We start from the raw sequence: 26,340 nt of genomic DNA, 5'->3' as shown, positions 1-26,340 counted from the left end.
CGATGATCGGTCTCAAGACATTGGCCGCCGCCCTGCTTCTGGGCGGCAGTGCCATGGCCATGGCGGCCAATGACGGCCAGACCCGGGTCAACGAACTGCTCGCCTCCGACGCGCAGTACCGTGAAACCTGGGAAGGCGTGATCAAAAAGGAAGAGCGCGTACCGGAATGGGTGATCAACCTGTCCGGCACCTCCGAACAACAGATGGATGCCGTTACGGAAGATGGCGATCAGTATCTGGTCGGCCCGCTCTGCGAGAGTCAGGACAAGTGTCTGAATCACCGTTTGATCGTGGCCTTCAGCTTCGACAAGGATGACGCCTACGCCATGCTGGTCGATGTGCCGGAAGGTCTGCCGCAGGACAAGTCGCCGACGCGACACGCGACTTATCGCTTCTTCGGCAAACCTGATCAGGGCATGCAGGATCTGCTGATGGAAACCCTGAAGAAAGATCCGAAGTGGTACTGACGCAGGATGCGCAACGGTTTCGAACACGAAAGCAGCGCCCCGCTGCTTTCCATTGCACCGCCCGATGAGGGTCGGTGCATGACCAGGGGGCCGGGATGTTCTGACTGATACAGGGTCGGAGTGACCTACGGGTACAGGGAGTACCTGCGCAAGGGCCGGGTCAGGGTAAAAGCTGCGCCGCAGGTTCGTCGACCCGGTGGTCTGACGAATCTGCGCTGGGCTTTGAATCCGCTAAAACATTGATCCAGCACGCCAAATTCCTTTTTTCAATCGTCGACACTGCGAGGAAAACATTTCGCGGTGTTTCCTGGCGACCGTATATCGATAAAGATCGCGCTCGTTCCGTGTGACTTCTAGTCTTGCGATTCAGACTTTTTCCGGAAATTTCCGCCGGTTTTGCCTGTGCGAAATTTAACCAGCCCACGCTGTAACGGCCGGTTCACGGCACTTATGCCGGCACAAATGTCACAATCGAACCGCTTGGGACGCCAGTTTCAAATGAAAAAGCTCATGCCGATTAGGCATAGGGTAGGCGTTTACGGCATTAGACGGCGCCACCTTGCATCGGAATAGTTGCGCCTTTTTTCGCCCGCCGAAGAGCCGTAAACAAGCGCTTCGGGGCACCTTATACGGAGGCAGATGCACAGACTTTTCCGCTGATGAGCGTTCCAGTTCCTGCATGTGCCTGAGTCAAACGCAAGTAAGGGTAAAGATAATGAAGAAGGCAAAAATCAGCCTCGCCTGGCAGATCCTCATCGGTCTGATTCTGGGGATTGCAATTGGTGCGTTGCTCAACCACTTCAGTGCTGAAAAGGCCTGGTGGATCAGCAATGTCCTGCAACCGGCAGGCGATATCTTTATCCGTCTGATCAAGATGATCGTGATCCCGATCGTCATTTCCTCGCTGATCGTCGGCATCGCTGGCGTCGGCGACGCCAAGAAACTCGGGCGTATCGGCCTGAAGACGATCATCTATTTCGAGATCGTCACCACCATCGCCATCGTTGTCGGCCTGGTGCTGGCCAACGTGTTCCATCCGGGCACCGGCATCGACATGAGCACCCTGGGCACGGTGGATATCTCCAAGTACCAGGCGACCGCCGCCGAAGTGCAGCATGAACATGCATTCATCGAAACCATCCTCAACCTGATCCCGTCGAACATCTTCGCGGCCATGGCTCGCGGCGAAATGCTGCCGATCATCTTCTTCTCCGTGCTGTTCGGTCTCGGCCTGTCGAGCCTGCAGTCGGACCTGCGCGAGCCGCTGGTGAAGATGTTCCAGGGCGTTTCGGAAAGCATGTTCAAAGTCACCCACATGATCATGAACTACGCCCCGATCGGCGTATTCGCACTGATCGCGGTGACCGTGGCCAACTTCGGCTTCGCCTCGCTGCTGCCGCTGGCGAAACTGGTGATCCTGGTTTACGTCGCCATCGCCTTCTTCGCCTTCGTCGTGCTGGGCCTGATCGCCAAGCTGTTCGGCTTCTCGGTGCTCAAGCTGATGCGCATCTTCAAGGATGAGCTGGTGCTGGCCTACTCCACCGCCTCCTCGGAAACCGTGCTGCCACGTGTCATCGAGAAGATGGAAGCCTACGGCGCGCCGAAAGCCATCTGCAGCTTTGTGGTACCGACCGGTTACTCGTTCAACCTCGACGGCTCGACCCTGTACCAGTCGATTGCGGCGATCTTCATTGCCCAGCTGTATGGCATTGACCTGTCGATCAGCCAGCAACTGCTGCTGGTGTTGACGCTGATGGTCACCTCCAAAGGCATCGCCGGCGTACCGGGCGTGTCCTTTGTAGTGCTGCTGGCGACTCTGGGCAGCGTCGGCATCCCGCTTGAAGGCCTGGCGTTCATCGCCGGTGTCGACCGCATCATGGACATGGCCCGTACCGCACTGAACGTGATCGGTAATGCTCTGGCGGTGCTGGTCATCGCGCGCTGGGAAGGCATGTACGACGACGCCAAGGGCGAGCGCTACTGGAACTCCCTGCCGCACTGGCGCAGCAAGGAAAAACTGCCGGCTGGCGAAATTTCCAAGAACTGATGCAAAACCCTGTGGGAGCGAGCCTGCTCGCGAAGACGGTGTATCAATCTACAGAGATATTGAATGTGCCGGCCTCTTCGCGAGCAGGCTCGCTCCCACAGTGATTGATGCACGCCCCACCAACGAACCCCGGACCAATCCGGGGTTTGTCGTTTCTGGCGACCCCGCTATCATTCGCCGCATTCTTCGGGGGATTTGACTGATGCTTAATGGCCTGTGGCTTGGCTTCTTCATCGTTGCAGCCGTGTCGGCGCTGGCGCAGTGGCTGATCGGCGGCAACGCCGGGATCTTCGCGGCGATGGTGGAAAGCATTTTCGCCATGGCCAAGCTATCGGTCGAAGTCATGGTGCTGCTGTTCGGCACCCTCACCCTGTGGCTGGGCTTTCTGCGCATCGCCGAGAAAGCCGGAATCGTCGAGTGGCTGGCCAAGGTCCTCGGCCCGCTGTTTCTGCGGCTGATGCCGGAAGTCCCGCCCGGCCACCCTGCCCTTGGCCTGATCACGCTGAATTTCGCCGCCAACGGCCTCGGCCTGGACAACGCCGCCACGCCGATTGGCCTGAAAGCCATGAAAGCGTTGCAGGAGCTCAATCCCAGCGCCACCATCGCCAGCAACGCGCAGATCCTCTTTCTGGTGCTCAACGCCTCGTCGCTGACCCTGCTGCCCGTGACCATCTTCATGTACCGCGCCCAGCAAGGCGCGCCGGATCCGACGCTGGTGTTCCTGCCGATTCTGCTGGCGACCAGTTGCTCGACTATCGTCGGTTTTCTCTCCGTAGCTTTCATGCAACGCCTGCGCATCTGGGACCCGGTGGTGCTCGCCTATCTGCTGCCCGGCGCGCTGATCCTTGGCGGCTTCATGGCGCTGCTCGGCACGCTTTCCGCGACAGCGCTGGCGGGATTATCGTCGATCCTCGGCAATCTCACGCTGTTCGGCCTGATCATGCTGTTTCTGCTGATCGGCGCGCTGCGCAAGGTCAAGGTGTACGAAGCGTTCGTCGAAGGCGCGAAAGAAGGCTTCGATGTGGCGAAGAACCTCTTGCCGTATCTGGTCGCGATGCTGTGTGCGGTTGGCGTGCTGCGCGCCTCTGGTGCGCTGGATTTCGGCCTGGACGGTATTCGTCATCTGGTCGAATGGGCCGGCTGGGACACGCGCTTCGTCGATGCGCTGCCTACGGCGATGGTCAAACCGTTCTCCGGCAGCGCCGCGCGGGCGATGCTCATCGAGACCATGCAGACTTCCGGCGTCGACAGCTTCCCGGCGCTGGTCGCGGCGACGGTGCAGGGCAGTACCGAAACCACGTTCTATGTGCTGGCGGTGTACTTCGGCGCGGTGGGGATTCAACGCGCACGGCACGCGGTGGGGTGTGCGTTGCTGGCCGAGTTTGCCGGAGTGGTGGGCGCTATCGGCGTCTGCTACTGGTTCTTTGGTTGAGCAAAATTCCCATGTGGGAGCGAGCCTGCTCGCGAAGACGGAGTGTCAGTCAACGCTTAAGTGACTGATACACCGCTTTCGCGAGCAGGCTCGCTCCCACAGGAGTTGTGGTGTGTCAGCGCGGTTGCGGGGCCAGTTTCTGCCCTTGCTCCACGGCCCAGGCCACAACCTTGGCCGTAAGGCGATCACTGGCCTGGCCAAACCCGGCAACCACCGCTGGCACCTGCACATCATTCAACGACTGGCGTTCTTCAAAACGGCGGCGGGCGAGGATGCGCTGGTCATAGCCGCGCACCAGCAACGCATCGACCCGCACCACAACGCCGGCCTGGGTGCCCTGATATTCGGTCTGAAACGCCTGCAAACTGCCGCCCAGTTCCAGATCCGCCTGGAAGTTGCTGTCGTCGGTGCTCAGCAGCGTCACCCGACCATCCCGCGCGAAGCCATCGAGCAGGCGATTGCGCAGCAGCACCGGCGCCGGATCACTCCAGCGCGAGCCTTTGTAGCTGCTGATCACATCGCCCTGCGGGATCACGGCAATGCTCGGCCGGTTCAGTGCTTCGCTGGCCTGCAACTTATTCAAGCGCAGCGACCACGACTGCGTCGCCGCCGGGCTGGCCGAGGCGGGCGCTTGCGCGGCGGGCAGGCGGTAGACGTCCGAAGGTTCCGACTTGGGCAAGATCGAGCACGCGCCGATCAGGGTCAGGCCAGCGCCGAGCAGGGCGATTCGAGTCAGCTTCATGGGGTGAATTCCTTGTTCTTGTCGCTGCCCAGCAGGTAGCCGCTGGGGTTGGCCTCAAGGCGTTGGGAAATGGCGCGCAGCGAGGTCAGCGTCTCGCGCAGTTCGCGAATCGCCGGGGCCAGACCGTTTAGGCCTTGCATGCCGTTATCCAGCGAATTCTGGTTTTTGCTGAGCAAGCCGTTGATGGTCACGCTGCTTTGCTCCAGCGACTTCATCGCCTGCTCGGCGCTGCCCAGGGCCTGTTTGCCCTGATCGTTGAGCAGGCCGTTGGCGTTGCGCATCAGCAGTGAAGTCTGCTCAAGCATGCTGCCGGCCTGTTTGCCGACGGTCGCCAGTTGCTGCATGGCTTGTTTGATGTCGCCGCGCTGGTCGTTGATGGTGCCCGTGGTCTGTTCCAGATGGGCAAGGGTCTTGCTCACGCGCTCGACGTTTTCCGCGGAGAACATGTTGTTGGCGTTTTGCAGCAGGGCGCTGATGCCGGTCATCAAGTCGCTGCTGTCGTTGAGCAGACGTGAGATAGGCGAGGGCGAGGCGACCAGAGTTGGCAGCTTGCCGTCATGCCCGCGCAGTTTCGGGCTCTCGGGTGTGCCGCCGCTGAGCTGGATGATCGAGGTGCCGGTGATGCCGGTCAGCGCCAGTTTGGCCTGGGTGTCTTCCTTGACCGGCGTGTCGCCCGCCAGACGAATCCGCGCCAGCACCCGGCGCGGGTCCTGCGGGTCGAGGCGCAGGCTGACCACGTCTCCGACCTTGATCCCGCTGTACTGCACCGAGCTGCCCTTGGACAGACCGCTGACCGCCTCGTTGAACACCACTTCGTAATCCTTGAACTCGGTGTCGACGCTGGACTTTGCCAGAAACAGGCCGAAGAGCAGGGCGCCGGCCACGACGATCACCGTGAACAGGCCGATCAACACATGATGGGCTCGGGTTTCCATATCAGACCTCGTTGAGCTGTTTGGCGGCGTCCAGCGCCGAGCGGCCGCGCGGGCCGTGGAAGTATTCGTGAATCCACGCGTCGGCGGTTTCAGAGACGTCGTCGATAGGGCCGGCAACCAGCACTTTCTTTTGCGCCAGCACCGCCACGCGATCGGTGATGGTGTACAGCGTGTCGAGGTCGTGGGTGACCAGAAACACACTCAGACCCAACGCATCACGCAGGGTCAGGATCAATTGATCGAACTGCGCCGCGCCAATCGGATCGAGGCCGGCGGTGGGTTCGTCGAGAAACAGAATGTCCGGATCCAGCGCCAGGGCCCGCGCCAACGCCGCGCGCTTGATCATGCCGCCGGACAGCGACGCCGGGTATTTGTCCGCCGCCGACAACGGCAGCCCGGCCAGCGCCAGTTTCACCGCCGCCAGATGCTCGGCGTCGTGACGGCTGAGGCCGGCGTGTTCGATAAGCGGCAGGGCGACATTCTCGGTCACGGTCAGCGAGGAAAACAGCGCGCCTTTCTGGAACAACACACCAAAGCGCCTTTCGATCAATGAGCGTTCATGCTCGGGCAGATTCGGCAGGTTCTGGCCGAAGACCTTGACCATGCCTTCGCTGGGCCGATTCAGCCCGACGATGCTGCGCAGCAGCACCGATTTACCGGTACCGGAGCCACCGACCACGGCGAGAATTTCGCCCTTGTACACGTCCAGATCAAGGTTTTCGTGCACGCTTTGCGGACCGAAGCGATTGCACAGGCCACGGACTTCGATCACCGCCTCCGAGGGCGCGCGGGGTAGACGACTCACCAGCCCATCTCCATGAAAAACAGCGCAGCCACCGCATCAAGTACGATCACCACGAAAATCGACTGGACCACGCTGGAGGTGGTGTGCGCGCCGACCGATTCGGCGCTGCCGCTGACCTTGAAACCTTCCAGGCAACCGATCGCCGCAATCAGGAAGGCGAAGATCGGCGCCTTCACCAGCCCGACCAGAAAATGCTGAATGCCGATGTCCGATTGCAGCAGCGAGAGGAACATCGCCGGCGAGATGTCCAGCGACACTGCGCAGACCACACCGCCGCCGACGATCCCCGAGAGCATCGCCAGAAACGTCAGCATCGGCAGCGCCACCAGCAGCGCCAGCACGCGCGGCACCACCAGCAATTCGATCGGGTCGAGGCCAAGGGTGCGGATCGCGTCGATTTCTTCGTTGGCCTTCATCGAGCCGATCTGTGCGGTAAAAGCACTGGCGGTGCGCCCGGCCATCAGGATCGCCGTGAGCAGCACGCCGAATTCGCGCAGGAACGAGAAGCCGACCAGGTCCACGGTGAAAATCGTCGCGCCGAAACTGGCCAGCACTGTGGCGCCAAGAAACGCCACCACCGCACCGACCAGAAACGTCAGCAAGGCCACGATCGGCGCAGCGTCGAGGCCGGTCTGCTCGATGTGCGCGATCATCGGCGTAATGCGCCAGCGCTTGGGCCGCAACAGACCACGGGCGATGACTTCGAGAATCAGGCCGACGAAGCCGAGCAGTTGCAGCGTGTCGGTCCAGACCTTGTCCACTGCGCGGCCGATGCGCGTCAGCAGTTGCACGCTGACGCTGACTTCCGGCTCCTTGATCGGCACACAGAAATCGCTCAGCGAGCAATACACGGTTTGCAGCAAGGCGCGGTCGGCAGTTGAAAGGGTGCAATCGGGGTGTTCGGCGGTTTTGCCCAAGCGCTCGGAACCGAGCAGCTCGACCAGCAACGACGCGCCAGCGGTGTCGAGGGCTCCGAGGCCGTTCAGATCGATGGAAGTGTTGGCGTCGTACTGGCCGCGGAGCTTTTCGCTCAGATGCTTGAGCGCAGTGTAGTGGGCGAGCGTCCAGTCGCCGCTGACCCGCAGACGGGCAGGGCTGAGCGCGGTGTCCAGATGGGCACTGCCGGGGGTTGGGCTGCTGGTCATAAGCTCCGTGCTTGTACGGCCGTTACGAGATCCTACGTAATAGCACGAACCGGATTACTTTTCTTTGGCCGGTGTGCTGTCGGTAATTGCGAAACGCAGCACGCCGATCAACTGCCCGTCCTCGGTCAACACCCGCACCTGCCATTTGCCCGCCGGGTTGCCGGGGAAGTTCTGCTTGTGCGTCCACGCCCTGTAGCCTTCCTTGCGCCCGCCATGGATGTCGAGGGCGATGCGGTCGACCTCTTTGCCGTTGAAGGTCCAGACGTGATAAATCCGCTCGTCGAGACCGCGCGGCGCGTTGATCGCAGTGTAGGCGTAGAGCCCGCCGCTGCGGATCTGCTCGGCGCTGACGGTATCGAGGCTGGCGCCGGGGGTGCGATCCTGCAGCTGCGTGCTGATCGCTACGTCGGTCATCCACAGCGTTGCCGGCGGCACCCACGAACGCAGCGCCCAACCGACGCCGCCGATGCCGACTGTGATGAACAGAATCGCCAGGGCATTGCGCACCGTGCGGATCGGGAAGATCGACGCCAGGCTCGGGAACGACAGCAGCACGGCAATCCCCAGCGCCCATTTGAAACTCTGCGCGGTGGTCAGGTGCATGATCACCGGCAACGCAGTGAGCAGGGCGGCGAACAGGGTCAGGGTGTGCAGCGCGAGAAACGCCCAGCGCCGTGGCGCCAGCCATTTGTAATACAGCGGATCGACGATAGAGATCAGTGCAGCAACGCTGAGCAGCCCCGTGAAGACAAACTGGCCGCTGTTCCACGTGGTGGTGATGAAGAAGAACGGCAGGACGAAAAACAGGCTTTCCTGATGGATCATCTGCGTCGCATAACGCAGCAGCGGCTGGGGAATCTCGCGCTTGAAGATCCGTGTGAACAGCCCGGTCAGGGTGTTTTCCAGCATCAGCCAGATCCAGCTGAGCAGCATGATCACCGTGATCCAGCTGGCCAGCCCCTGTTGGCGATCGACGAGGATGAAACTGCCGACCCCGGAGATGAAACCACCCGCCGCGATCACCCCGGGGTAGCGCTTCATCAGCTCGAGAATGCGCTGGATAAGGAGGGTCAGTTTTGGCATTTTGGCGGTTCACGACGATATGAGGAAAATCCCGGAAAGGTTAACGCTGCATGCCCCCTGTGGCGAGGGGATTTATCCCCGATCGGCGGCGCAGCCGTCGTAGATCCTGCAAGCGAATTTTGTCTGGCTATACCGAGCTGCCCTTATTGGGGCTGCTGCGCAGCCCATCAGGGATAAATCCCCTCGCCACAAGTGCTCACTCATCACAGGGTTAATGGCTTCCGGCAATTTTGTGGCGGCGATGCAGGCGCCAGCCGATCACGATCAGCAGCAACAACCCGATTCCACCAGCGACCAGCCACAACACCTGATCATCACTGATCAAAGGCTTCTCGATCCGGATATACCCCGGCTGCAGCAACAGCTCGCGCATCGCCTTGTTCGCCGCTTCCAGCGTCACCCCTTGCAGCTCCCGCGCGGGATTGGCAAAGCGGCCATCCTGATAGTCGGCCAGCGCGCTCCAGTAATAGTCCGCCAGTGCGCTGTTGCCCTGCACGGCCCAGGCCTGGTGGGCGATGGCGGCTTGTTTGATGCGGGCGAAGGTGCTCGGGTCGAGGCCGTTTTTCAGCAGGTCGGCCTTGAGGTCATCGAGTACCTGGATGGCTTCGTCGACGTCGTCGCGATCCAGGTCAGCGTTGAGGCTCATGAAGCCGACACCACCGAACACTTCGCGCTCGGCCCACGGCCCGTACGACAAGCCATGGTTGAGACGAATCTGCCGGTACAGCGCCCAGTCGAGGTAATCCTTGAGAATGTCGAACGTCTGGTCGTACTGATCGTCGAGCACCGGTTCCGGCACCAGCCAGTGCAGCTTGGCGCTGTCGCCGATAAAGCCACGGGTAAGGGTGCGTTCATGGGCGGCGCTGGTGCGGATGTCCGGCAGCGCGCGGTGTTCGGTGGGCTCGACCGGCTCCAGCTCACCCCAGGTACGCTCGAGATAGGCCGGCAGCAGTTTGTCGAGTTCGCCGACGACGATCAGGGTCATGTTGTTCGGCGCGTACCAGGCCTTGCGCACCGTCTCCAATTGCTCTTGGGTCAGATGGCCGACCTCGGCGCGCTGTGGGCATTTCAGACCCAACTCGACAGCCAGCTGATTGCTCGCAGTATGGCCGAGGTCCTGACGGTCGAGGAAACGTTGCAGCCTGGTGTAATGCCCGCCGTCCTCACGCTCGACCACCCGTTTCGCCGCGTTGATTGCGTTGTCGTCGATGCGTGTCTGGGTCAGCAGCGCGAGCAGCAGGTCAAGCACCTTGCGCTGGTTTTTCGCCGGGGCTTCGATGACGAACGTGGTGTCGGCATTGCTGGTGAACGCATTCCAGTCCCCGCCCAGCGCCTGCATGCGTTCTTCCAGACCGCCTTCGCCGGTGGCGTCGATACCGCTGAACAGCAGGTGTTCGAGCAAATGCGGCAGCTCTTTTTCATCGCAGTCGAAGTCATCGAGGCCAACGCCGACCACCAGCCGGATCGCCACATGCCCACGCTCGGTGCCGGGCTTGAGCATCAGTTGCAAACCGTTGGGCAGCGCATAGCCTTCGACCTGAAAGCGATCCAGGGCAAAGGCGGGCAGGGAACCGAGCAACAGACAGGCGAACAACAGGCAACGCATAACAGGCTTCCATACGGCTGATTTGGAGATCCGTGTCGTCAGTCAGGCCCCATCGCTGGCAAGCCAGCTCCCACAAGGATCTGCGGCGCTCACAAAACCCTGTGGGAGCTGGCTTGCCAGCGATGACGGTCTCAAGGCTGAACCACTGTAACTGACTGGCCCCAGCCCCAGACGTTCAAGGCGAATGCGTAATGTCGGCCATGTCATCCACCGCCAGCGCGCCGGTGTCCGCCGTTTCCAGCACGACATAGGCGCTGCTGCAGAACAACGAATTGAGCCGTTTCATGTCGGCGATCAATTCCAGATGCAGCGAGCTGGTCTCAAGGCTCTGCACGATCTTGCGTTGCAAACGGCTGACATGCGCATGGGCCAGACGCCGTTCCTGCGCACGAAAGCGGCGTTTCTCGCGCAACAACTGCCGCGCGCTTTCGCGGTCGCCGCTGAGAAACACCGACAGGCCCAGGCGCAGGTTGGCGATCAGTTGCTGTTGCAGCCCGGCAAGATCTTCCAGGCCCTCTTCGGAAAACGAACGGCGCTGCGACGTCTTCTGCTGCTGGATCTTGCGCAGCATTCGCTCGATCAGGTCGGCGGCGAGTTTGAGGTTGATCGCCAGTTCGATGATCTCGGCCCAGCGCCGACTGTCGTGCTCGCCGAGATCCTCGCGGGGCATCTGCGCCAGATACAGCTTGATCGCGCTGTACAGCGCCTCGACGTCGTCGGTCAGGCGGCGCATTTCCTGAGTGACGGCGGTCTGCTTGCCGCGCAGCACATCGAGGGAGGCATCGAGCATGTTGTCGAGCAGATCGCCCATGCGCAGGGTTTCCCGCGCGGCATTGGCCAGCGCCAGGCTCGGCGTGACCAGCGCGGTCGGGTCGAGATGGCGCGGCTTGGCGGCGCCGTTGACCTCCGGCCGCTCCGGCAGCAGCCACGCACAAAGCCGCGCCATCGGCCCGACGCTGGGCAGCAGGATCAGGCAGCGCGCGGTGTTGTAGAGCAGATGGAAGCCGATGACCATTTCCTGCGGGCTGAAATCAAGGCTGTCGATCCAGTGCACCAGCGGGTCGAGCACCGGGATGATCAGCAGCAAACCGATCAATTTGTACAACAGACTGCCCAGCGCAACCTGGCGGCCGGCAGCGTTCTGCATGCTGGTGCTCATGAACGCGAGAATGCCGCTGCCGATGTTGGCGCCGATCACCAGACCGATCGCCACCGGCAGGCTGATCACCGCAGCCCCGGCCAGCGTGGCGGTGAGCAGCACGGCGGCGAGGCTGGAGTAGGAAATCATCGCGAACAGTGCGCCGACCAGGGCGTCTAGAAGGATGTCGCCGGTCAGCGAGGCAAAAATCACCTTCACCCCTTGCGCGTGCGTAATCGGCGCGGCGGCCTCGACGATCAATTGCAGGGCGAGAATGATCAGCCCCAGCCCGATCGACACCCGGCCCATTTGCCCGAGCCGCGTCTGTTTGCGCGACAGAAAGAAAATCACCCCGAGGAAAATCAGCAGCGGCGACAGCCACGACAGATCGAGGGTCAGCACCCGCGCCATCAACGCGGTACCGACATCGGCGCCCAGCATGGTCGCCAGCGCCGGGGTCAGCGCCATCAAACCCTGCCCGACAAACGAAGTGACCAGCATCGCCGTAGCGTTGCTGCTCTGCACCATTGCGGTGACGAGAATACCGGCGATGAACGCCAGCCATTTCTTCGACATGTTCTGGCCGATGACATGTCGCAGATTGGTGCCATAAACCCGCAGGATGCCGGTTCGGACGATGTGCGTGCCCCAGATCAACAGGGCGACGGCGGACAGCAGATTGAGCAGGGTGAGCATGCAGACCCCCTGTAGTAGCAGCGCCCCAGAGGGGCAAGTGGACGGCACCGCGCGGTTTCTACGTTTTTGATACTTAAGCTGTAGTTGGCGAACGGTCTCGGCGCCAGCATTGCACAGCTAAAGAGTGGATTGAAACAAAAGTGTCATCAAAACGGCTTCACTCACATCGCTGAAACCGACACAGATACCTGTAGGAGTGAGCCTGCTCGCGATAAGGTCATCAGCTTCAACATCATCGTCGTCTGAGAGACCGCTATCGCGAGCAGGCTCACTCCTACGGGTTTGACCGTGCAGGATCAGCTTGTGGCGACTTTTCATGCCCCGCTTCGATCCCGACCCACACTAATATCAATCAAATATTTTGCAGTCCTCGGATCTTCCCTGTCACAGCTTGCGTAGCACTTGATCAAGAGCAGTAAGCTGTACTTTCCCGGTACGTACAAATCAATGCCCACAGGTTGATCGAAGAGTTTGGCCTGTAGTCGCCCGCGCTTGGCAGCGGAGTCAACGTTGAACCAATCATTGTCTTCCAAAGGCTCAATCTTCCACCCCCGCGATTTGAGGATATTTTGCGTAGCAATCAATCGATCCAGAGCTTCTGCAAACGGCAAGGTTTCTGTCATCGGCGATGTCGTCAGTGTCGAGACTTTCTGACTCGCATAAGTAACAGCACCGAACACGGTCGGGGGAAGTTTGAAACCATGAACGGGGTCGTCGAACTCAATGATCGTCGGGCTGCTAATCCATGTAGAGCCGGGACGAGGGGAATCCGTCGGGTCATGGGGATCACCAGGATAGATTGCCGTTTTGTCTTCAACCGAGAAGGTTGAGTCTTTGATCACCTGTTCGTAAGGTTTTCCAATATGAACGCATAGGGTCGTGGCGCCCCATGGCCACGCCATGACACCACCCAGCAAAATCGTAGCGGCGCCCATCGACAGCCAATGCTTACCTGCCAAAGCCGTCGACTTCCTCTGAGACGATTGAAAACGGTCAATCACTGAAGTGATCTTCACCAAAACCCACATCAATCAAATATTTGGCCGTATCAGGATTTCGTTCGTCGCAACGTGCGTAGCATTTGATGTGGAGGAACAGGCTGTACTTATGCGGAATCAACAGAATGACACCGTCCAACTGGTCAAAAAGTTTGGCTTGAAGGCGCACCTTGTCTTCTTGAGTTTCAGTCTTGAGCCAATCATTCCCTTCAACAGCTTCTGGCGACCAGCCTGCCTTTTTGAACGTCTGCTGCAGCACTCCCAGCAGATTCACTGCTTGCTCGAAAGGTAACGTTTCCAGCATTGGTGAGGTAGAAAGGGTGATCGCTTTGAAATCAGACCAGCCAATCGCACCGAATTTTGTAACGGGCAACGTGAACCCGTGTTGTTCGTCATCGAATGTGATGACCACTGGACTACTGATCCAAGTCGAACTTGGGTGAGGTGGATCACCGGGATAGATGGCAGTTTTATCCGTCACAGGAAATGATGAGTCGCGCACGACATCGTCATATGTTTTTCCAATGTGGAAAGAAATTTGTTGCGGACCTCTTCCGAAATACAATGTTAGCGCGATAGCTCCCAATACGGCGGCAGCAGCAACGTAGAAACTGCGTCTATGAATCACTTAACCCCCCCGCCAGCTGCAATTTCTTGGATAGATTGCTCAAGTTTTGCGCGAGAGGACGGCTGTTTAAGCAGTTCGTTAAATTGAGTGGCAGCGCGCAGTACGAACTCCATTCGCTGATCCTTATCGGCAAGGTTAGCCAGCGGATTGCTGCCAAACGCGACTTTTCGACTGTCGGGCGCTTTACATTGGCTAGCGAGAGTAAGCTGGATCTCCTCGGCAGCACCTGGCAACAATCCGGTCACAACAGAAATCACGTCACCGCCATGTGTGCCTCGCATCAACAGGGCAAAGTGGGTTTCGTCGTACATCGCCGGCTGAAGGATGTTGACTTGTTCATGGAGCGCCATTTGTTCAACGCTACCTGAAATGTTCCCTTGATCAATGGCTTTGAAGGTCGCGTAAATCTCAGGATTATCACGGCCAAACTCTACCTTCTCAGCAATCGGCCACATTACATCCTTCCCAATGCCACGCCGGCTTCTCAAACACTTTTCCATTTCCTTGTACCCCCGCACAATGAAAAACCGGTGCAACGGATAAACATCGAGAAACAGCGACGTATTACCCAGCGCCAACATCTCATACACATAGTCCAGTTGCTGCTGAACCACTGAGCGTGGGTTGTCGCCGAAGGTGATGTCCTCCGTCGGCATCGGATTGGCTGCCCGAGCCTTGGCCAACTCCTGCTCTGCCTCGGGATTGGTCTTGCTGAACTTGAATCCAAAGCCTTCGAACAGAGTTTCCGATGGTGCGGTTCGCAGCTTTTCCTGTGCCGCCTTCTGTGCAGCGATGGCGGTTTGCAGTTTGGTGGCGTGGATCAGCCCACACCCCACCTGCTTCGAAGCAAACGCCGCCAACCCCGCCCACTGAAAACGGTTATCCGCCAGCCACAATTGCGCGTACGCGGCGTTGATTTTGCGGTTGCGGGCCTGGGGGTCGGCGATGAGGACGCCGCCGGGGGCGACCCAGTCTTCGGCTTCTTTCTGGAAGCGGCGCCACAGGCAGTTGCAGGTCAGCAGCGGGACTTCGACGCGGGTTTTCGGGTTGGGACCGGCGGTGCTGGTTTCCCGTTTACAAGCGGGCAGCTCACAGGTGCTGTCCCAAAGTTTTTTCATGTCCAGGTCGTCTGGAGCGATGCATTGTCCGGTCATTGTTTCTTCCTTGAAGCTCAGGCGGTCCAGCGAACGATGGCGAGATCGGGCTGCAGGGTGGCGACGCTCTGGGTCATGCCCTGCGCATTGGTCAGGCCTGTGACGATACGGCCTTCGGCGGTTTCGATTTCATAACCCTGTTCGGCGATGGGTTCGCCATTGCCGACGCTGACTGCTTTGAATTCGACCAAGGGTTGGCCGATGATCGGCAACGGTGGAACGAACGGAGCAGGGGTGTGCGAGCTGCCGATAATCACATTACCTGAACCACCAATCACGACGCCGCCATGACTGGCGGTGCTGTCGAGGGTCATGGCGTTCTTGCCATTGATGAACACGGTGGACGAAAAGGCACCGCTGAGCGCTTGGCCGCAGGTGCATTTGTCGCCCAGGCGAGCGGCGGCGAGGCCGTTGAAGAAAACGTCGCCGGAACCGCTGGCAATCGGGTTGGTACCGTGGCCGGGAATCGGGCAAGTGGTCGGGTCCGTGACGCGCGCGGCGGGTTTTCCAGACATGAACGTTCCTTGTTTGTCGTTGAGGCGAGCGGGGGACGCTAACGAGCGAAGGTCGATGAGTCAACCTTTTCGGCCCGTTTCGAATGGATGCGATATGCCTCTGTGGGAGCGAGCCTGCTCGCGAAAGCGGTGCGTCAGACAGCCTCTTTTTTCGACCGATGTGACGCCTTCGCGAGCAGGCTCGCTCCCACAGGTTGTGTGTCTGATCCAAGAGAGGATAAACACGGATTGCGCAGGAGTGTTTATGCACACGCCGTGTTACGCGGCGACAGGCTACAAATCCTTGCGCCGTTGCCTACGGCTACGCCAGAATCCGCCGGCTTGTGCGCTTTGGGGCTGGTCTCTATCGTTTTGCTGGCCACTGCTCATCAGTGGTCGGGATTAGTAGCCCGGGTTGCTAGTTATTGTGCGCAAGCATCTTTGCGTCAGGTTATGCCTGATCCTGATGGTGGTTGTGCGCAGGGCACCTTCGGGTGCGCCGGAAAGCTAGCTCCCCGGTCTACTAACCTGCGTTCAGCCGCCTCCCTTCTTTTAGTAGAGAACGGCAGTGGCTTCATTCTATGTAGCAGCTGAACATGAAAAAGATAACGCCAGATCCACCGGTCGATGATCTTCCTCACCCTGAACTAGAAGCGCAAAGACTCAAACAAGCCGCCGACCGCGCCCTCGATTTCTACCTCTGTCCCGGTCTCAAACAAGACCCCGGCGCCGCGCGCAAGCCCAGCACCATTTTTCTCGTCGATCCGGCTGTGGATAACGAAACGCTGCTGGTGCACGCCTGCGAATCTTTGGCGTCGGCGAGCATCATGGCCAGTGATCTGGCCGGGTTTATTGATGGACCGCAGCGCAATTCACTGCTGGGGATCCAGCAAGTCATCATGTTGGGTGAGCTGGCCGTCAACCGCGTCCTCGACAACCTCGTTCCTCCTGCCTGAACGCAGAAACAAATGTAGGAGTGAGCCTGCTCGCGATAGGGCCATCAGCTTCAACATCATCGTTGGCTGACAGACCGCTATCGCGAGCAGGCTCACTCCTACAAGGGGTGTTGCCTGAAGACTACCGGGTTATTGCCCCGGCACATCCTTGCGCAGTTTCACCGGATCCTGCTGTTTCTTTTTCCGGGCCATCGCGCCGCGCAGTTTGATGTTGATCGCTTCCACCGCCAGCGAGAACGCCATGGCGAAGTAGACGTAGCCTTTTGGCACATGCACGTCGAACGATTCGGCGATCAGCACGGTACCGACCACCAGCAGGAAGGACAGGGCGAGCATTTTCAGCGACGGGTGCTTGTCGATGAATTCGCTGATCTTGCCCGACGCCAGCATCATCACCAGCACTGCCACGACGATCGCCGCGACCATGACCGGAACGTGGGAGACCATGCCGACGGCGGTGATCACCGAGTCCAGCGAGAAGACGATATCGATGATCGCGATCTGGATGATGGTGTAGAGGAAGTTGCCGCCCTTGCCCGATGGCGCGTCGTCGCTTTCATCTTCACCTTCCAGCGCGTGGTACATCTCCTGCGAGCTTTTCCACAGCAGGAACAGGCCACCGAAGAACAGGATCAGGTCGCGACCGGAGATGCCCTGGCCGAACACTTCGAACAGGTCGGCAGTGAGGCGCATGACCCAGGTGATCGACAGCAGCAACAGGATCCGCGTGACCATGGCCAGGCCAAGACCGAAGATCCGCGTGCGCTGCTGCATGTGTTTGGGCATGCGGCTGACCAGGATCGAAATCATGATGATGTTATCGATACCGAGGACGATTTCCAGGGCGGTCAGGGTAAAGAAGGCAACCCAGATTTCGGGGTTGGTCAGCCAATCCATGTGTATTCCTTTGAGCAATTGTTGAACCGAAAAAGGTCCGGGCTTCAAACCGCGAAGCCAGGACCCGTAACGGTGAGTCTTGGGCTTATAGAGTGCTGAACATCGGGAAAGTCCCCAACAGCAGTGCAGCAATCAGAATGCAGATACACACCAGGATCGCCCATTTCAGGGTGAAACGCTGGTGATCACCGAAATCGATGCCAGCCAGCGCCACCAACAGATAGGTCGACGGCACCAACGGGCTCAGCAAGTGGACGGGCTGGCCGACGATCGAGGCACGGGCCATTTCCACCGCAGTGATCCCATAGTGGCTGGCCGCTTCGGTCAGCACCGGCAATACACCGTAATAGAACGCATCGTTGGACATGAAGAAGGTGAACGGCATGCTCACCAGCGCCGTAATCACCGCCAGGTACGGGCCGAGGAAATCCGGAATCACCGCCAACAGGCTCTTCGACATCGCATCGACCATGCCGGTGCCCGACAGGATACCGGTGAAGATACCGGCCGCAAAGATCAGCCCGACCACTGCCAGCACGCTGCCGGAATGCGCGGCGACGCGATCCTTCTGCATTTGCAGGCATGGGTAGTTGACGATCATGGCAATACTGAAGGCCACCATGAACAGCACCGGCAGCGGCAACAGGCCGCCGATCAGTGTGCACATCAGGCCGAAAGTCAGTGCGGCGTTGAACCAGATCAGCTTCGGACGGCGTGCGTCAGGGAATTGCGAGACGCTGATTTCACTGTGATCGATCTCGTCGCCGACCAGATGCAGCTCGCCGAGACGGGCGCGTTCACGCTTGCCGTAGAAGTAGGCAATCACCAGGATCGCCACGACACCGGCGGCCATGGCCGGGATCATCGGTACGAAAATGTCCGACGGGTCGACATGCAGGGCACTCGCCGCGCGGGCGGTCGGGCCGCCCCACGGGGTCATGTTCATCACGCCACCGGCGAGGATGATCAGACCGGCCATGATCCGCGGGCTCATGCCGATGCGGCTGTACAGCGGCAGCATGGCGGCCACACAGATCATGTAAGTGGTCGCGCCGTCACCATCGAGGGAAACGACGAGCGCCAGAACGGCGGTACCGACCGAAACTTTCAACGGGTCGCCCTTGACCAGTTTGAGGATCTTGCGCACGGCCGGGTCGAACAGGCCGGAGTCGATCATCAGGGCGAAATACAGAATGGCGAACATCAACATCACGCCGGTCGGCGCCAGTTTGGTGATGCCTTCAAGCATCATCGGGCCGATCTTCGGCGCGAAACCACCGAACAGCGCGAACAGGATCGGGATGATGATCAGGGCGATCAGCGCGGACAGGCGCTTGGTCATGATCAGGAACATGAACGTGATGACCATGGCGAAGCCAAGGAAAGTCAGCATGGGAATACTCCAGGCGTAGCGCGGCTAATGGAATGAGCGGATCGGGCGGGATCAGCGCAGAACGGGAGGCGCGAGGCGTACGGGCGGAGTGACCAGCAGGAAGCGGGAGAAACGGCGGGTTGCAGAAGACATCAGAATCACCATTGTTGTTGTTAATTGGGCCGGGCCTGTGGAAAAAACACAGGGCTTGGGCCAACCGGTCTGTTGCCGGGAGTGGGGCGATCCTAATCGGGGAAGCTTTCAGCTACCTTTCGGGCGCGAAAGCGATGAATGAATGGTCAACCGGCGGTCGGATGCAACGACAGCCAATGAATACGGGACCAGTAGCGATGCGGATAAACGGACAGACAGCGCTGGCTGGCGGTCTGGACACATCCGTTATCAGTTCAGCGCAAGTAACTGGTTAAAAAATCGACAGATCCAGCGGCCGCACCGCGCCCATCCAGATCGCGTGTTCGGTGTGGTCAAGCAAGTCATCGCCAGTCTCCGGATGCAGGAATACCACCAGGCCCTTGCGGTTGAGCGCCAGCCATGGCAGCACTTCGCCGATCAGCTCGGGACCGAAAGCCAGTTGGCAGCTCCAGTCGGGGTGCGGCCCCACCGGGCGTTCGTGCACGCGGCCCATTTTCAGCGCAAACAACTGCGCGGCCTGTTCGCACAAGGCCCGCGCCTGGTCGATGGTTTGCGCGTCGAAATAGACATGGGCGTGATAGCCCTTGATCCCTTGCATCGTGTCGCCTCTCAATCGGTTCGAACCCTTGGCTGTTTCCACCGTCACAGGTCATATAGGACAACTATAAGGAAAACAGCCATGAAAAATGCCGAGACCCCAGTGGTCAAAGTGGTGCTTTATGGTGCCATGGCCAGCCTGGGCGGTGCATTGATGGCTGAATTGCTCCGTCGCCAACATGAAGTCATCGCCATTCTCGACGATCTCACCGCACTCGCGCCGCGTCCGGGGTTGCGCACCAAGACCGGCGATCTGTTCGATGCCGAGCGGGTCAATCAGAGCGTCGCCGGCAGTTCGGCGGTGATCTGCCTGCTGGACGCTCCGGGGTTGCCGTTCAGCAGCGACCACGTTGAGCGCTCGGTGACGCTGGGGCCGGTGGAACAAGTGCTGGCAGTCGACGCCTTGGTCGAAGGTTTGCAACTGGCCAGCGTGCCGCGCCTGTTTCTGGTCGGTAACTTCGGTGTGCTCGACGAGCCAGAAAATGACGAGCGTCTGCAACGTCACGCTGCCGAAGAAATTCTCGAGGCGGTACAAAGCAGCTCACTGCGCTGGACCTTGGTCAATGCGCCCCATGGCGTGGCCGGGTTGACCATCGAGCACTTCAGTCAGGTCGGCGGCAATCTCGAACCGGGGCTGGCCGAACCGCTGGAGCGATTGAACCGTGTCGCGGTGGGGATTGCCGATGAGCTGCGGTTGAATCTGCATGTGGGGCAGCATGTGAATTTTGTGGCGGCTTCTGATTCGTAAAAGATCGTCCGAAGGCTCGGGCCGCGATCGGATGATCTTTTGCTCTTCACACCGCAATCGAGGGCAGGGCCAGACCATTAAGCGATTCGGCACTGCTGGCCTGTTCCGCCATTAACCAATCAACAAATTCCTGAATCAACGCACCCCGACGCTTGCGTTGCGGCAACACCACGTAATACCCCAGCCGCGACAGCGTAGTTTCTGCCAGCGGCCGGCACAGCAAACCCTGCACCAGCAAGTTATCCACAAGGTGCCGCCAGCCAATCGCCACGCCTTGTCCGCCAATCGCCGCTTGAATCAGCAAGGTGTAATTGTCGAAGCGCAATTGCCCCGGCGCTGGCGGCGTAGTCAGGCCCAATTGACGAAACAAGCCACTCCAGTCGAACCAGTTGCTGCTGTTTTCCCCACGCAGATGCAACAGCGGAAATTCCAGCAATGCCTGCGCGGGCAACGGCAGTGACCGGTCCTTGAGCAGCAGCGGGCTGCACACCGGGAACACTTCTTCGCTGAACAGCCAGTGGCTCTCGCCCTGCTTGAATCGACCATCGCCAAACAGGATCGCCACGTCGATGTCGGTGCGCAGCATGTTGTGGTTGCGCTCGCTGGTGACCAGGCTGACATCGATGTGCGGATTGGCCTCGTGAAAGCGGTGCAGGCGCGGCATCAGCCAATAAGCGGCGAAAGCGAAATCCGTGGCCACTTGCAGCACTTCATGTTGCTGCTGCCTGCTGATTGCGCTCAATCCGGCGTCGATATTCTGCAAACCGAGGGTAACTTGCTCGAACAACAGGGCGCCAACCTCTGTCAACTCGATACCCCGGTAAATCCGGTCGAACAGGCGCGTACCGAGCTGCTCTTCCAGACGTTTCATTTGCTGGCTGATCGCCGGCTGCGTGGTGCCAAGCTCCACCGCAGCAGCGGTAAAACTGCGATGGCGCGCCGCCGCTTCAAAAGCGCGCAGCAGATCGAGGGAGAGGTCACCGAGGGCGTCATACATAAGCTGTACTTATCCTAGTCATTGTCCGGCGCGGGCTTTACCGGAACAGGCATGGAATCCATGCTCGATCGCAGCACTCTCGCATAAATATTCAACATGGAATGCCGCGATCACATGAAGCGCAAGAACATTCTTTTCATCATGGCCGATCAAATGGCCGCGCCAATGTTGCCGTTCTACGGCCCATCGCCGATCAAACTGCCGAATCTGTCCCGCCTCGCCGCCCAAGGCGTGGTGTTCGATGCTGCTTACTGCAACAGCCCGCTGTGCGCGCCGTCGCGCTTCACCCTGGTCAGTGGCCAGTTGCCGAGCAAAATCGGCGCCTACGACAACGCCGCTGATTTCCCCGCCGACATTCCAACTTACGCGCATTACCTGCGGCGTCTCGGCTACCGCACCGCGCTGTCCGGCAAAATGCACTTCTGCGGGCCGGACCAGTTGCACGGTTATGAAGAACGCTTGACCAGCGACATCTACCCGGCCGATTACGGTTGGGCGGTGAACTGGGACGAGCCGGACGTAAGGCCGAGCTGGTATCACAACATGTCTTCGGTATTGCAGGCCGGGCCGTGCGTGCGCACCAATCAGCTGGATTTCGACGAAGAGGTGGTGTTCAAGGCGCAGCAATACCTGTTCGATCACATCCGCGAGGACGGCGACCAGCCGTTCTGCCTGACTGTGTCGATGACCCACCCGCACGATCCGTACACGATTCCCAAGGCTTTCTGGGATCTGTATGACGATGCTGATATTCCGTTGCCTACAGCCTTGAACCAGGACGATCTCGATCCGCACTCGCAACGTCTGCTCAAGGTTTACGACCTGTGGGACAAGCCGCTGCCTGTGGATAAAATCCGCGATGCCCGTCGCGCCTACTTCGGCGCTTGCAGCTATATCGATGCCAATGTCGGCAAACTTGTGCAAACACTTGAGGAAACCGGGCTGATCGATGACACCATCATCGTCTTCTCCGGTGACCATGGCGACATGCTCGGCGAGAAGGGCCTCTGGTACAAAATGCACTGGTTCGAGATGGCCGCGCGAGTGCCGCTGCTGATCAGCGCCCCGGGACAATTCGAGGCCGGCCGAGTCAGCGCCGCCGTATCCACCGCCGACCTGCTGCCGACCTTCGTGGATCTGGCCGGCGGCACGCTTGAGCCCGGCTTGCCACTGGACGGTCGTTCGTTGCTGCCGCACCTGCAAGGGCAGGGCGGGCATGACGAGGTGTTCGGCGAATACATGGCCGAAGGCACTGTCAGCCCGCTGATGATGATTCGCCGGGGCGCCTACAAATTTATCTACAGCGAAAGCGACCCGTGCCTACTCTTCGATGTGGATAACGATCCGCGCGAAGAAGAGGAACTGAGCCAATCGCCGCAACATCGTCAGCTGTTCGAAGACTTTCTCGCTGAAGCGCGGGCCAAGTGGGACATTCCGGCGATCCACCGGGACGTACTGGCCAGCCAGCGCCGACGCCGTTTCGTCGCCGATGCGTTAACCATCGGCAAGCTGAAGAGCTGGGACCACCAGCCGCTGGTCGATGCCAGTCAGCAGTACATGCGCAACCACATCGACCTTGATGATCTGGAGCGCAAGGCCCGTTATCCACAACCCTGCCAAAACCAATAACGTTAAGGGGAAGTCCATGCGCAAGTTATCCACAGCTGTCACCGTTGGCCTGATCGCATTGAGCAGCGCCTCGGCCTTCGCCGAGCAAAGTTGCGAAACCGTGAAGATGGCCGATCCGGGCTGGAGCGACATCGCCGCGACCAATGCCATCACCGGATTTCTGCTCGACGGCATGGGCTACAAGGCCAAGGTCGACACCCTCGCGGTGCCGATCACCTTCGGCGGCTTGAAGGATGGCCAGGTGGACGTGTTCCTCGGCAACTGGATGCCGGCGCAGCAGGGCTTCTATGACAAGTTCGTCGCCACAGGCGATGTGACGCAATTGGCCAAAAACCTCGAAGGCACCGAATTCACTCTCGCCGTCCCCGACTATGTCTGGGAGGCGGGTGTGCATGATTTTGCCGACCTGAACAAATTCGCCGACAAGTTCGACAAGAAAATCTACGGCATCGGATCAGGCGCGCCGGCGAACATTTCGTTGCAGGAGATCATCAAGAAGAATGACTTCAACATGGGCCAGTGGAAGCTGATCGAGTCCAGCGAACAGGCGATGCTCGCCGAAGTGTCGCGGGCGGTGAAGAAACAGAAATTCGTCACCTTCCTCGGCTGGACCCCACACCCGATGAACGTGCAGCTGAAAATGCGTTACCTCAAGGGCGGCGAAAAATACTTCGGCGACACTGGCAACGTTTTCACCCTGACCCGCAAGGGCTACGCCGAGGCCTGCCCGAATGTGGGCAAGTTGCTGACCAATCTGGCGTTCACCCAGGACATGGAGAACAGCATCATGGCCGAGGTGGTGAACAAGAAGGTCAGCAATGCCGAAGCGGCGAAGGCGTGGATCAAAGCCAATCCGGCGGTGCTGGACAAGTGGCTGGATGGGGTGAAGACCGTGGATGGCAAGGATGCGCTGGCGGCGGTGAAGGCCAAACTGTAATGCTATCTGACTGTCGACCACATACCTGTGGCGAGGGGATTTATCCCCGATCGGCTGCGAAGCAGTCGCAAGATCCGTGAACTCGATATACCTGACTCACCGAGAACTCTGGGTTTGGGGCCGCTTCGCGGCCCATCGGGGATAAATCCCCTCGCCACAATGATTGCTGTGTCCTGATAGGCTTGCCTGCCCCCCCCAACCGCGAGGACCCATGGCCTTACCCAGCCGCCATTCACTGTTTCCTTTCCTGAGCTGGTTGCCACGGCAAACCCGCGCCAGCGTCGGGCGGGACCTGATCGTCGGCCTCAGCGGTGCGATACTCGCCTTACCCCAGTCGATTGCCTACGCACTGATTGCCGGGCTGCCACCGGAATACGGGCTGTATGCGGCGATCATCCCGGTATTGATCGCGTGCCTGTGGGGTTCGTCATGGCATCTGATCTGCGGCCCGACGGCGGCGATTTCGATCGTGCTGTACGCCAGCGTCAGCCCGCTCGCGGTGCCGGCGTCCGAGGACTACATCACCCTGATCCTGCTGCTGACGTTCCTTGCCGGGATTTTCCAGTGGCTGCTCGGTTTGCTGCGCTTCGGCGCGCTGGTGAATTTCGTTTCGCATTCGGTGGTGCTCGGCTTCACCCTCGGTGCCGCCGTGGTGATCGCCATCGGGCAATTGCCCAATCTGCTCGGGCTGGAGTTGCCGGCCAACACCACGGCGCTCGCCAGCCTGATGGACCTGCTGCGACATCTGGGGGCTGTGGATACGCCTTCGCTGATGCTCGGCGTCGCCACGGTAATCGTCGGCATGACCCTGAAAAAACTTCTGCCGCGCTGGCCGACGCTGTTGCTCACGCTGGTGCTGGCCAGTCTGCTGGTGTGGATCTGGCCAGCGATGTTCGGCCATGTGCATCTGGTCAGCGCTTTCGTCGGACGCCTGCCGCCGCTGAGCGCCTTGCCGCTGGATCTTGAAGTGGTCTTGCGCCTGCTGCCAAGCGCCGTGGCGGTGGGCATGCTCGGGCTGGTCACCAGTCTCTCGATCGCCCGTTCGATATCGGCGCGCTCGCAACAGTTGCTCGACGCCAATCAGGAAGTCCGCGCACAGGGTCTGTCGAATATCGTCGGTGCGTTCTTTTCCGGGTCGCTGTCCGCCGGATCGTTTACCCGCTCGGGATTGAGTTATGAGGCGGGTGCCTGCTCGCCACTGGCCGGAGTGTTCTCGGCGCTCTGGGTGGCGCTGTTTGCGGTGTTCGGCGCGGGGCTGATCGCGCATATTCCGATCCCCGCCATGGCAGGCAGCATCCTGTTGATCGCCTGGGGTCTGGTCGACCACCGGGGCATTCGCGCTTTGCTGCGGGTCAGCCGCGCCGAGTTCGTGGTGATGGCCCTGACCTGCCTCGCGACCTTGCTGCTGGAATTGCAGACGGCGATCTACGCCGGGGTGCTGGCGTCGCTGTTTTTCTACCTCAAGCGCACCTCGCAACCACGGGTGCAGCATTGGCGCGACGGTGACGACGATGTGCTGCGGGTGGGCGGTTCGATCTTTTTCGGCGCCAGCCATTACCTGCAGGTACGCCTGCAACGCCTGCATGGCGCGCGGGTGGTGATCGAGGCGCAACAGATCAACTTCATCGATTATTCGGGGGTGGAGATGCTGCACCAGGAAGCGCGGCGCCTGCTCGGCCAGGGTCGCAGCCTGACCTTGCGCCGGGCGCGGCCGCCGGTGGTGGAGGAGTTGCGCAAACTGGAAGGGGCGGAGAAGTGCCCAATCAGGTTTGAGGATTGAGCTGATATCGGTGGTGATGCGATTTGCGAGCAGGCTCGCTCCCACATTGATCGCATTTCAATGTGGGAGCAACGCTTAAAGGGCCAGTTGGCGGCGCAGCTCGGCGAGTACCGGCGCGGTATCCGGGCGTATGCCGCGCCACAGCCAGAATGCCTCGGCCGCCTGTTCGGCAAGCATGCCCAGACCATCCATCGCCAGCGCCGCGCCGTGCTCAGTGGCCCAGCGACAGAACGCGGTCGGTTCCTTGCCGTACATCATGTCGTAGCACAAGGTCTGGCCCGGCTCGATCAGGCTTGGCGCAATCGGCGGCACGTCGCCGGTCAGGCTGGCCGAAGTGGCGTTGATGATCACGTCCACCGGCTCGCGCAGCCAGTCGAAACCACTGGCCGACACCGGCCCCAGATCGCCGAACAATTCCGCCAGCAGTTCCGCCTTGTCCACCGTGCGATTGGCGATGATCACCGAGGCCGGTTTCTCCGCCAGCAAAGGCTCCAGCGCACCGCGTACAGCGCCACCGGCGCCGAGCAAGAGGATGCGCTTGCCGGTCAGGCTGAAACCGGCATTGACCGTCAGATCGCGGACCAGTCCTGCGCCATCGGTGTTGTCGCCGAGCAGCGAACCGTCGTCCAGTTTGCTCAAGGTGTTCACCGCACCGGCGCGCTGCGCGCGGGCGGTCAGGCTGTTGGCCAGCCGGTAAGCGTCTTCCTTGAACGGCACCGTCACGTTGGCGCCGCGGCCTTCGCGAAAGAACGCCGTGGCGCAGCCGGTAAAATCATCCAGCGGCGCGAGCAGCGTGCTGTAGTCGAGGCGTTGGCCGGTCTGTTCGGCGAACAACTGGTGAATCATCGGCGACTTGCTGTGGCCGATCGGGTTACCAAAAACAACGTAACGATCCATCACCCGT

The 26,340-nt window shown here is 60.1% G+C and carries 24 protein-coding genes; 8 read left to right on the top strand and 16 right to left on the bottom strand.

Translation table 11 applies throughout. The annotated features are described in order from the left end of the window. Positions 1-2 precede the first annotated feature (2 nt). From AC0IXA_RS10045 to AC0IXA_RS10035, 3 genes are all read left to right on the top strand, one after another. Positions 3-467 (top strand): inhibitor of vertebrate lysozyme family protein, encoded by a 465-nt coding sequence (locus AC0IXA_RS10045; RefSeq protein WP_471812852.1) that lies wholly within the window; start codon positions 3-5, stop codon positions 465-467. A 715-nt stretch (positions 468-1,182) separates the two neighbouring features. Continuing rightward, positions 1,183-2,514 carry a glutamate/aspartate:proton symporter GltP gene (gltP, locus tag AC0IXA_RS10040; RefSeq protein ID WP_024014978.1) on the top strand — a complete coding sequence of 444 codons (1,332 nt, stop codon included), beginning with the start codon at positions 1,183-1,185 and terminating at the stop codon, positions 2,512-2,514. Positions 2,515-2,716: 202 nt separating this feature from the next. Then, the gene (locus AC0IXA_RS10035; protein ID WP_122880234.1) at positions 2,717-3,946 is read left to right on the top strand and encodes a nucleoside recognition domain-containing protein; all 1,230 of its coding nucleotides are present in this window, start codon (positions 2,717-2,719) and stop codon (positions 3,944-3,946) included. Positions 3,947-4,061: 115 nt separating this feature from the next. Here the strand turns inward: AC0IXA_RS10035 and AC0IXA_RS10030 are convergent, their stop codons facing one another. From AC0IXA_RS10030 to AC0IXA_RS09980, 11 genes are all read right to left on the bottom strand, one after another. After that, the gene (locus AC0IXA_RS10030; protein WP_471812850.1) at positions 4,062-4,688 is read right to left on the bottom strand and encodes an ABC-type transport auxiliary lipoprotein family protein; all 627 of its coding nucleotides are present in this window, start codon (positions 4,686-4,688) and stop codon (positions 4,062-4,064) included. Further along, positions 4,685-5,623 carry an MlaD family protein gene (locus AC0IXA_RS10025; RefSeq protein WP_150637292.1) on the bottom strand — a complete coding sequence of 313 codons (939 nt, stop codon included), beginning with the start codon at positions 5,621-5,623 and terminating at the stop codon, positions 4,685-4,687. Before AC0IXA_RS10025 ends, AC0IXA_RS10030 begins: the two co-directional genes overlap by 4 nt. 1 nt (position 5,624) lies before the next feature. Further along, positions 5,625-6,428 (bottom strand): ABC transporter ATP-binding protein, encoded by an 804-nt coding sequence (locus AC0IXA_RS10020; protein ID WP_016772360.1) that lies wholly within the window; start codon positions 6,426-6,428, stop codon positions 5,625-5,627. Continuing rightward, a complete protein-coding gene (locus AC0IXA_RS10015) occupies positions 6,425-7,573 on the bottom strand; it encodes an ABC transporter permease (RefSeq protein WP_076564805.1) in 1,149 nt (382 codons plus the stop codon). Before AC0IXA_RS10015 ends, AC0IXA_RS10020 begins: the two co-directional genes overlap by 4 nt. 54 nt (positions 7,574-7,627) lie before the next feature. After that, the gene (locus AC0IXA_RS10010) at positions 7,628-8,656 is read right to left on the bottom strand and encodes a DUF5924 family protein (protein WP_471812848.1); all 1,029 of its coding nucleotides are present in this window, start codon (positions 8,654-8,656) and stop codon (positions 7,628-7,630) included. A 211-nt stretch (positions 8,657-8,867) separates the two neighbouring features. Beyond that, positions 8,868-10,262: a M16 family metallopeptidase gene (locus tag AC0IXA_RS10005; RefSeq protein ID WP_341638259.1), complete on the bottom strand. Its 1,395-nt coding sequence runs from the start codon at positions 10,260-10,262 to the stop codon at positions 8,868-8,870. A 175-nt stretch (positions 10,263-10,437) separates the two neighbouring features. After that, positions 10,438-12,096 (bottom strand): Na/Pi cotransporter family protein, encoded by a 1,659-nt coding sequence (locus tag AC0IXA_RS10000; protein ID WP_110599651.1) that lies wholly within the window; start codon positions 12,094-12,096, stop codon positions 10,438-10,440. A gap of 314 nt (positions 12,097-12,410) precedes the next feature. After that, positions 12,411-13,112, bottom strand: coding sequence for a hypothetical protein (locus AC0IXA_RS09995; RefSeq protein ID WP_341638258.1), 702 nt, complete (start codon positions 13,110-13,112; stop codon positions 12,411-12,413). Next, positions 13,090-13,722 (bottom strand): hypothetical protein, encoded by a 633-nt coding sequence (locus AC0IXA_RS09990; RefSeq protein WP_282387731.1) that lies wholly within the window; start codon positions 13,720-13,722, stop codon positions 13,090-13,092. Before AC0IXA_RS09990 ends, AC0IXA_RS09995 begins: the two co-directional genes overlap by 23 nt. Then, on the bottom strand, positions 13,719-14,876 hold the full coding sequence (locus tag AC0IXA_RS09985; protein ID WP_471812845.1) for a DUF2515 family protein: 1,158 nt from the start codon (positions 14,874-14,876) through the stop codon (positions 13,719-13,721). Before AC0IXA_RS09985 ends, AC0IXA_RS09990 begins: the two co-directional genes overlap by 4 nt. 17 nt (positions 14,877-14,893) lie before the next feature. Next, the gene (locus AC0IXA_RS09980; protein WP_110599653.1) at positions 14,894-15,391 is read right to left on the bottom strand and encodes a PAAR domain-containing protein; all 498 of its coding nucleotides are present in this window, start codon (positions 15,389-15,391) and stop codon (positions 14,894-14,896) included. A 575-nt stretch (positions 15,392-15,966) separates the two neighbouring features. Between AC0IXA_RS09980 and AC0IXA_RS09975 the strand changes: the two genes are divergently transcribed. Beyond that, entirely contained in the window at positions 15,967-16,326 is a 360-nt protein-coding gene (locus AC0IXA_RS09975; protein ID WP_471812843.1) for a DUF6124 family protein, read from the top strand. A gap of 129 nt (positions 16,327-16,455) precedes the next feature. Here the strand turns inward: AC0IXA_RS09975 and AC0IXA_RS09970 are convergent, their stop codons facing one another. The 3 genes from AC0IXA_RS09970 to AC0IXA_RS09960 all read right to left on the bottom strand — a co-directional run bounded on the left by AC0IXA_RS09970 (position 16,456) and on the right by AC0IXA_RS09960 (position 19,346). After that, positions 16,456-17,223, bottom strand: a complete 768-nt coding sequence (locus AC0IXA_RS09970; RefSeq protein WP_056791183.1) for a TerC family protein — start codon at positions 17,221-17,223, stop codon at positions 16,456-16,458. 85 nt (positions 17,224-17,308) lie between these two features. Then, the gene (locus AC0IXA_RS09965; RefSeq protein ID WP_073470799.1) at positions 17,309-18,616 is read right to left on the bottom strand and encodes a CitMHS family transporter; all 1,308 of its coding nucleotides are present in this window, start codon (positions 18,614-18,616) and stop codon (positions 17,309-17,311) included. Between the two features lie 403 nt (positions 18,617-19,019). Further along, positions 19,020-19,346: a DOPA 4,5-dioxygenase family protein gene (locus AC0IXA_RS09960; RefSeq protein WP_016772366.1), complete on the bottom strand. Its 327-nt coding sequence runs from the start codon at positions 19,344-19,346 to the stop codon at positions 19,020-19,022. Between the two features lie 81 nt (positions 19,347-19,427). Here AC0IXA_RS09960 and AC0IXA_RS09955 point away from each other — a divergent pair, with 81 nt between their 5' ends. After that, on the top strand, positions 19,428-20,093 hold the full coding sequence (locus AC0IXA_RS09955) for an NAD(P)-dependent oxidoreductase (RefSeq protein WP_016772367.1): 666 nt from the start codon (positions 19,428-19,430) through the stop codon (positions 20,091-20,093). Between the two features lie 46 nt (positions 20,094-20,139). Here AC0IXA_RS09955 and AC0IXA_RS09950 read toward each other — a convergent pair whose 3' ends face one another. Further along, positions 20,140-21,090 (bottom strand): choline sulfate utilization transcriptional regulator, encoded by a 951-nt coding sequence (locus tag AC0IXA_RS09950; RefSeq protein WP_471812840.1) that lies wholly within the window; start codon positions 21,088-21,090, stop codon positions 20,140-20,142. Between the two features lie 114 nt (positions 21,091-21,204). Between AC0IXA_RS09950 and betC the strand changes: the two genes are divergently transcribed. The 3 genes from betC (at position 21,205) to AC0IXA_RS09935 (ending at position 25,436) form a co-directional block, all read left to right on the top strand. Further along, positions 21,205-22,719: a choline-sulfatase gene (gene betC / locus AC0IXA_RS09945; RefSeq protein WP_471812838.1), complete on the top strand. Its 1,515-nt coding sequence runs from the start codon at positions 21,205-21,207 to the stop codon at positions 22,717-22,719. Positions 22,720-22,735: 16 nt separating this feature from the next. Next, positions 22,736-23,656 carry a choline ABC transporter substrate-binding protein gene (choX, locus tag AC0IXA_RS09940; protein WP_341638251.1) on the top strand — a complete coding sequence of 307 codons (921 nt, stop codon included), beginning with the start codon at positions 22,736-22,738 and terminating at the stop codon, positions 23,654-23,656. Between the two features lie 211 nt (positions 23,657-23,867). Beyond that, entirely contained in the window at positions 23,868-25,436 is a 1,569-nt protein-coding gene (locus tag AC0IXA_RS09935) for a SulP family inorganic anion transporter (protein ID WP_341638250.1), read from the top strand. Between the two features lie 75 nt (positions 25,437-25,511). Here AC0IXA_RS09935 and aroE read toward each other — a convergent pair whose 3' ends face one another. Continuing rightward, positions 25,512-26,333 (bottom strand): shikimate dehydrogenase, encoded by an 822-nt coding sequence (gene aroE, locus AC0IXA_RS09930; protein WP_341638249.1) that lies wholly within the window; start codon positions 26,331-26,333, stop codon positions 25,512-25,514. Between the last annotated feature and the right edge of the window lie 7 nt (positions 26,334-26,340).

This window comes from Pseudomonas sp. AC083 (assembly GCF_979253165.1).
The sequence above is the reverse complement of the archived record's forward strand: the minus strand, read 5'-3'. Positions and strand labels throughout refer to the sequence as shown.

Bases quoted from the DNA above. Each gene is read 5' to 3' on its own strand.
- AC0IXA_RS09960 (WP_016772366.1), bottom strand. From the start codon at position 19,346: ATGCAAGGGATCAAGGGCTATCACGCCCATGTCTATTTCGACGCGCAA.
- AC0IXA_RS10010 (WP_471812848.1), bottom strand. From the start codon at position 8,656: ATGCCAAAACTGACCCTCCTTATCCAGCGCATTCTCGAGCTGATGAAG.
- AC0IXA_RS09985 (WP_471812845.1), bottom strand. From the start codon at position 14,876: ATGACCGGACAATGCATCGCTCCAGACGACCTGGACATGAAAAAACTT.
- AC0IXA_RS09975 (WP_471812843.1), top strand. From the start codon at position 15,967: ATGAAAAAGATAACGCCAGATCCACCGGTCGATGATCTTCCTCACCCT.
- gltP (WP_024014978.1), top strand. From the start codon at position 1,183: ATGAAGAAGGCAAAAATCAGCCTCGCCTGGCAGATCCTCATCGGTCTG.
- choX (WP_341638251.1), top strand. From the start codon at position 22,736: ATGCGCAAGTTATCCACAGCTGTCACCGTTGGCCTGATCGCATTGAGC.
- AC0IXA_RS09955 (WP_016772367.1), top strand. From the start codon at position 19,428: ATGAAAAATGCCGAGACCCCAGTGGTCAAAGTGGTGCTTTATGGTGCC.
- AC0IXA_RS09950 (WP_471812840.1), bottom strand. From the start codon at position 21,090: ATGTATGACGCCCTCGGTGACCTCTCCCTCGATCTGCTGCGCGCTTTT.
- AC0IXA_RS09935 (WP_341638250.1), top strand. From the start codon at position 23,868: ATGGCCTTACCCAGCCGCCATTCACTGTTTCCTTTCCTGAGCTGGTTG.
- AC0IXA_RS10035 (WP_122880234.1), top strand. From the start codon at position 2,717: ATGCTTAATGGCCTGTGGCTTGGCTTCTTCATCGTTGCAGCCGTGTCG.
- AC0IXA_RS09965 (WP_073470799.1), bottom strand. From the start codon at position 18,616: ATGCTGACTTTCCTTGGCTTCGCCATGGTCATCACGTTCATGTTCCTG.
- aroE (WP_341638249.1), bottom strand. From the start codon at position 26,333: ATGGATCGTTACGTTGTTTTTGGTAACCCGATCGGCCACAGCAAGTCG.
- AC0IXA_RS10005 (WP_341638259.1), bottom strand. From the start codon at position 10,262: ATGCGTTGCCTGTTGTTCGCCTGTCTGTTGCTCGGTTCCCTGCCCGCC.
- AC0IXA_RS09970 (WP_056791183.1), bottom strand. From the start codon at position 17,223: ATGGATTGGCTGACCAACCCCGAAATCTGGGTTGCCTTCTTTACCCTG.
- AC0IXA_RS10000 (WP_110599651.1), bottom strand. From the start codon at position 12,096: ATGCTCACCCTGCTCAATCTGCTGTCCGCCGTCGCCCTGTTGATCTGG.
- AC0IXA_RS09980 (WP_110599653.1), bottom strand. From the start codon at position 15,391: ATGTCTGGAAAACCCGCCGCGCGCGTCACGGACCCGACCACTTGCCCG.
- AC0IXA_RS10045 (WP_471812852.1), top strand. From the start codon at position 3: ATGATCGGTCTCAAGACATTGGCCGCCGCCCTGCTTCTGGGCGGCAGT.
- AC0IXA_RS10030 (WP_471812850.1), bottom strand. From the start codon at position 4,688: ATGAAGCTGACTCGAATCGCCCTGCTCGGCGCTGGCCTGACCCTGATC.
- AC0IXA_RS10025 (WP_150637292.1), bottom strand. From the start codon at position 5,623: ATGGAAACCCGAGCCCATCATGTGTTGATCGGCCTGTTCACGGTGATC.
- betC (WP_471812838.1), top strand. From the start codon at position 21,205: ATGAAGCGCAAGAACATTCTTTTCATCATGGCCGATCAAATGGCCGCG.
- AC0IXA_RS10015 (WP_076564805.1), bottom strand. From the start codon at position 7,573: ATGACCAGCAGCCCAACCCCCGGCAGTGCCCATCTGGACACCGCGCTC.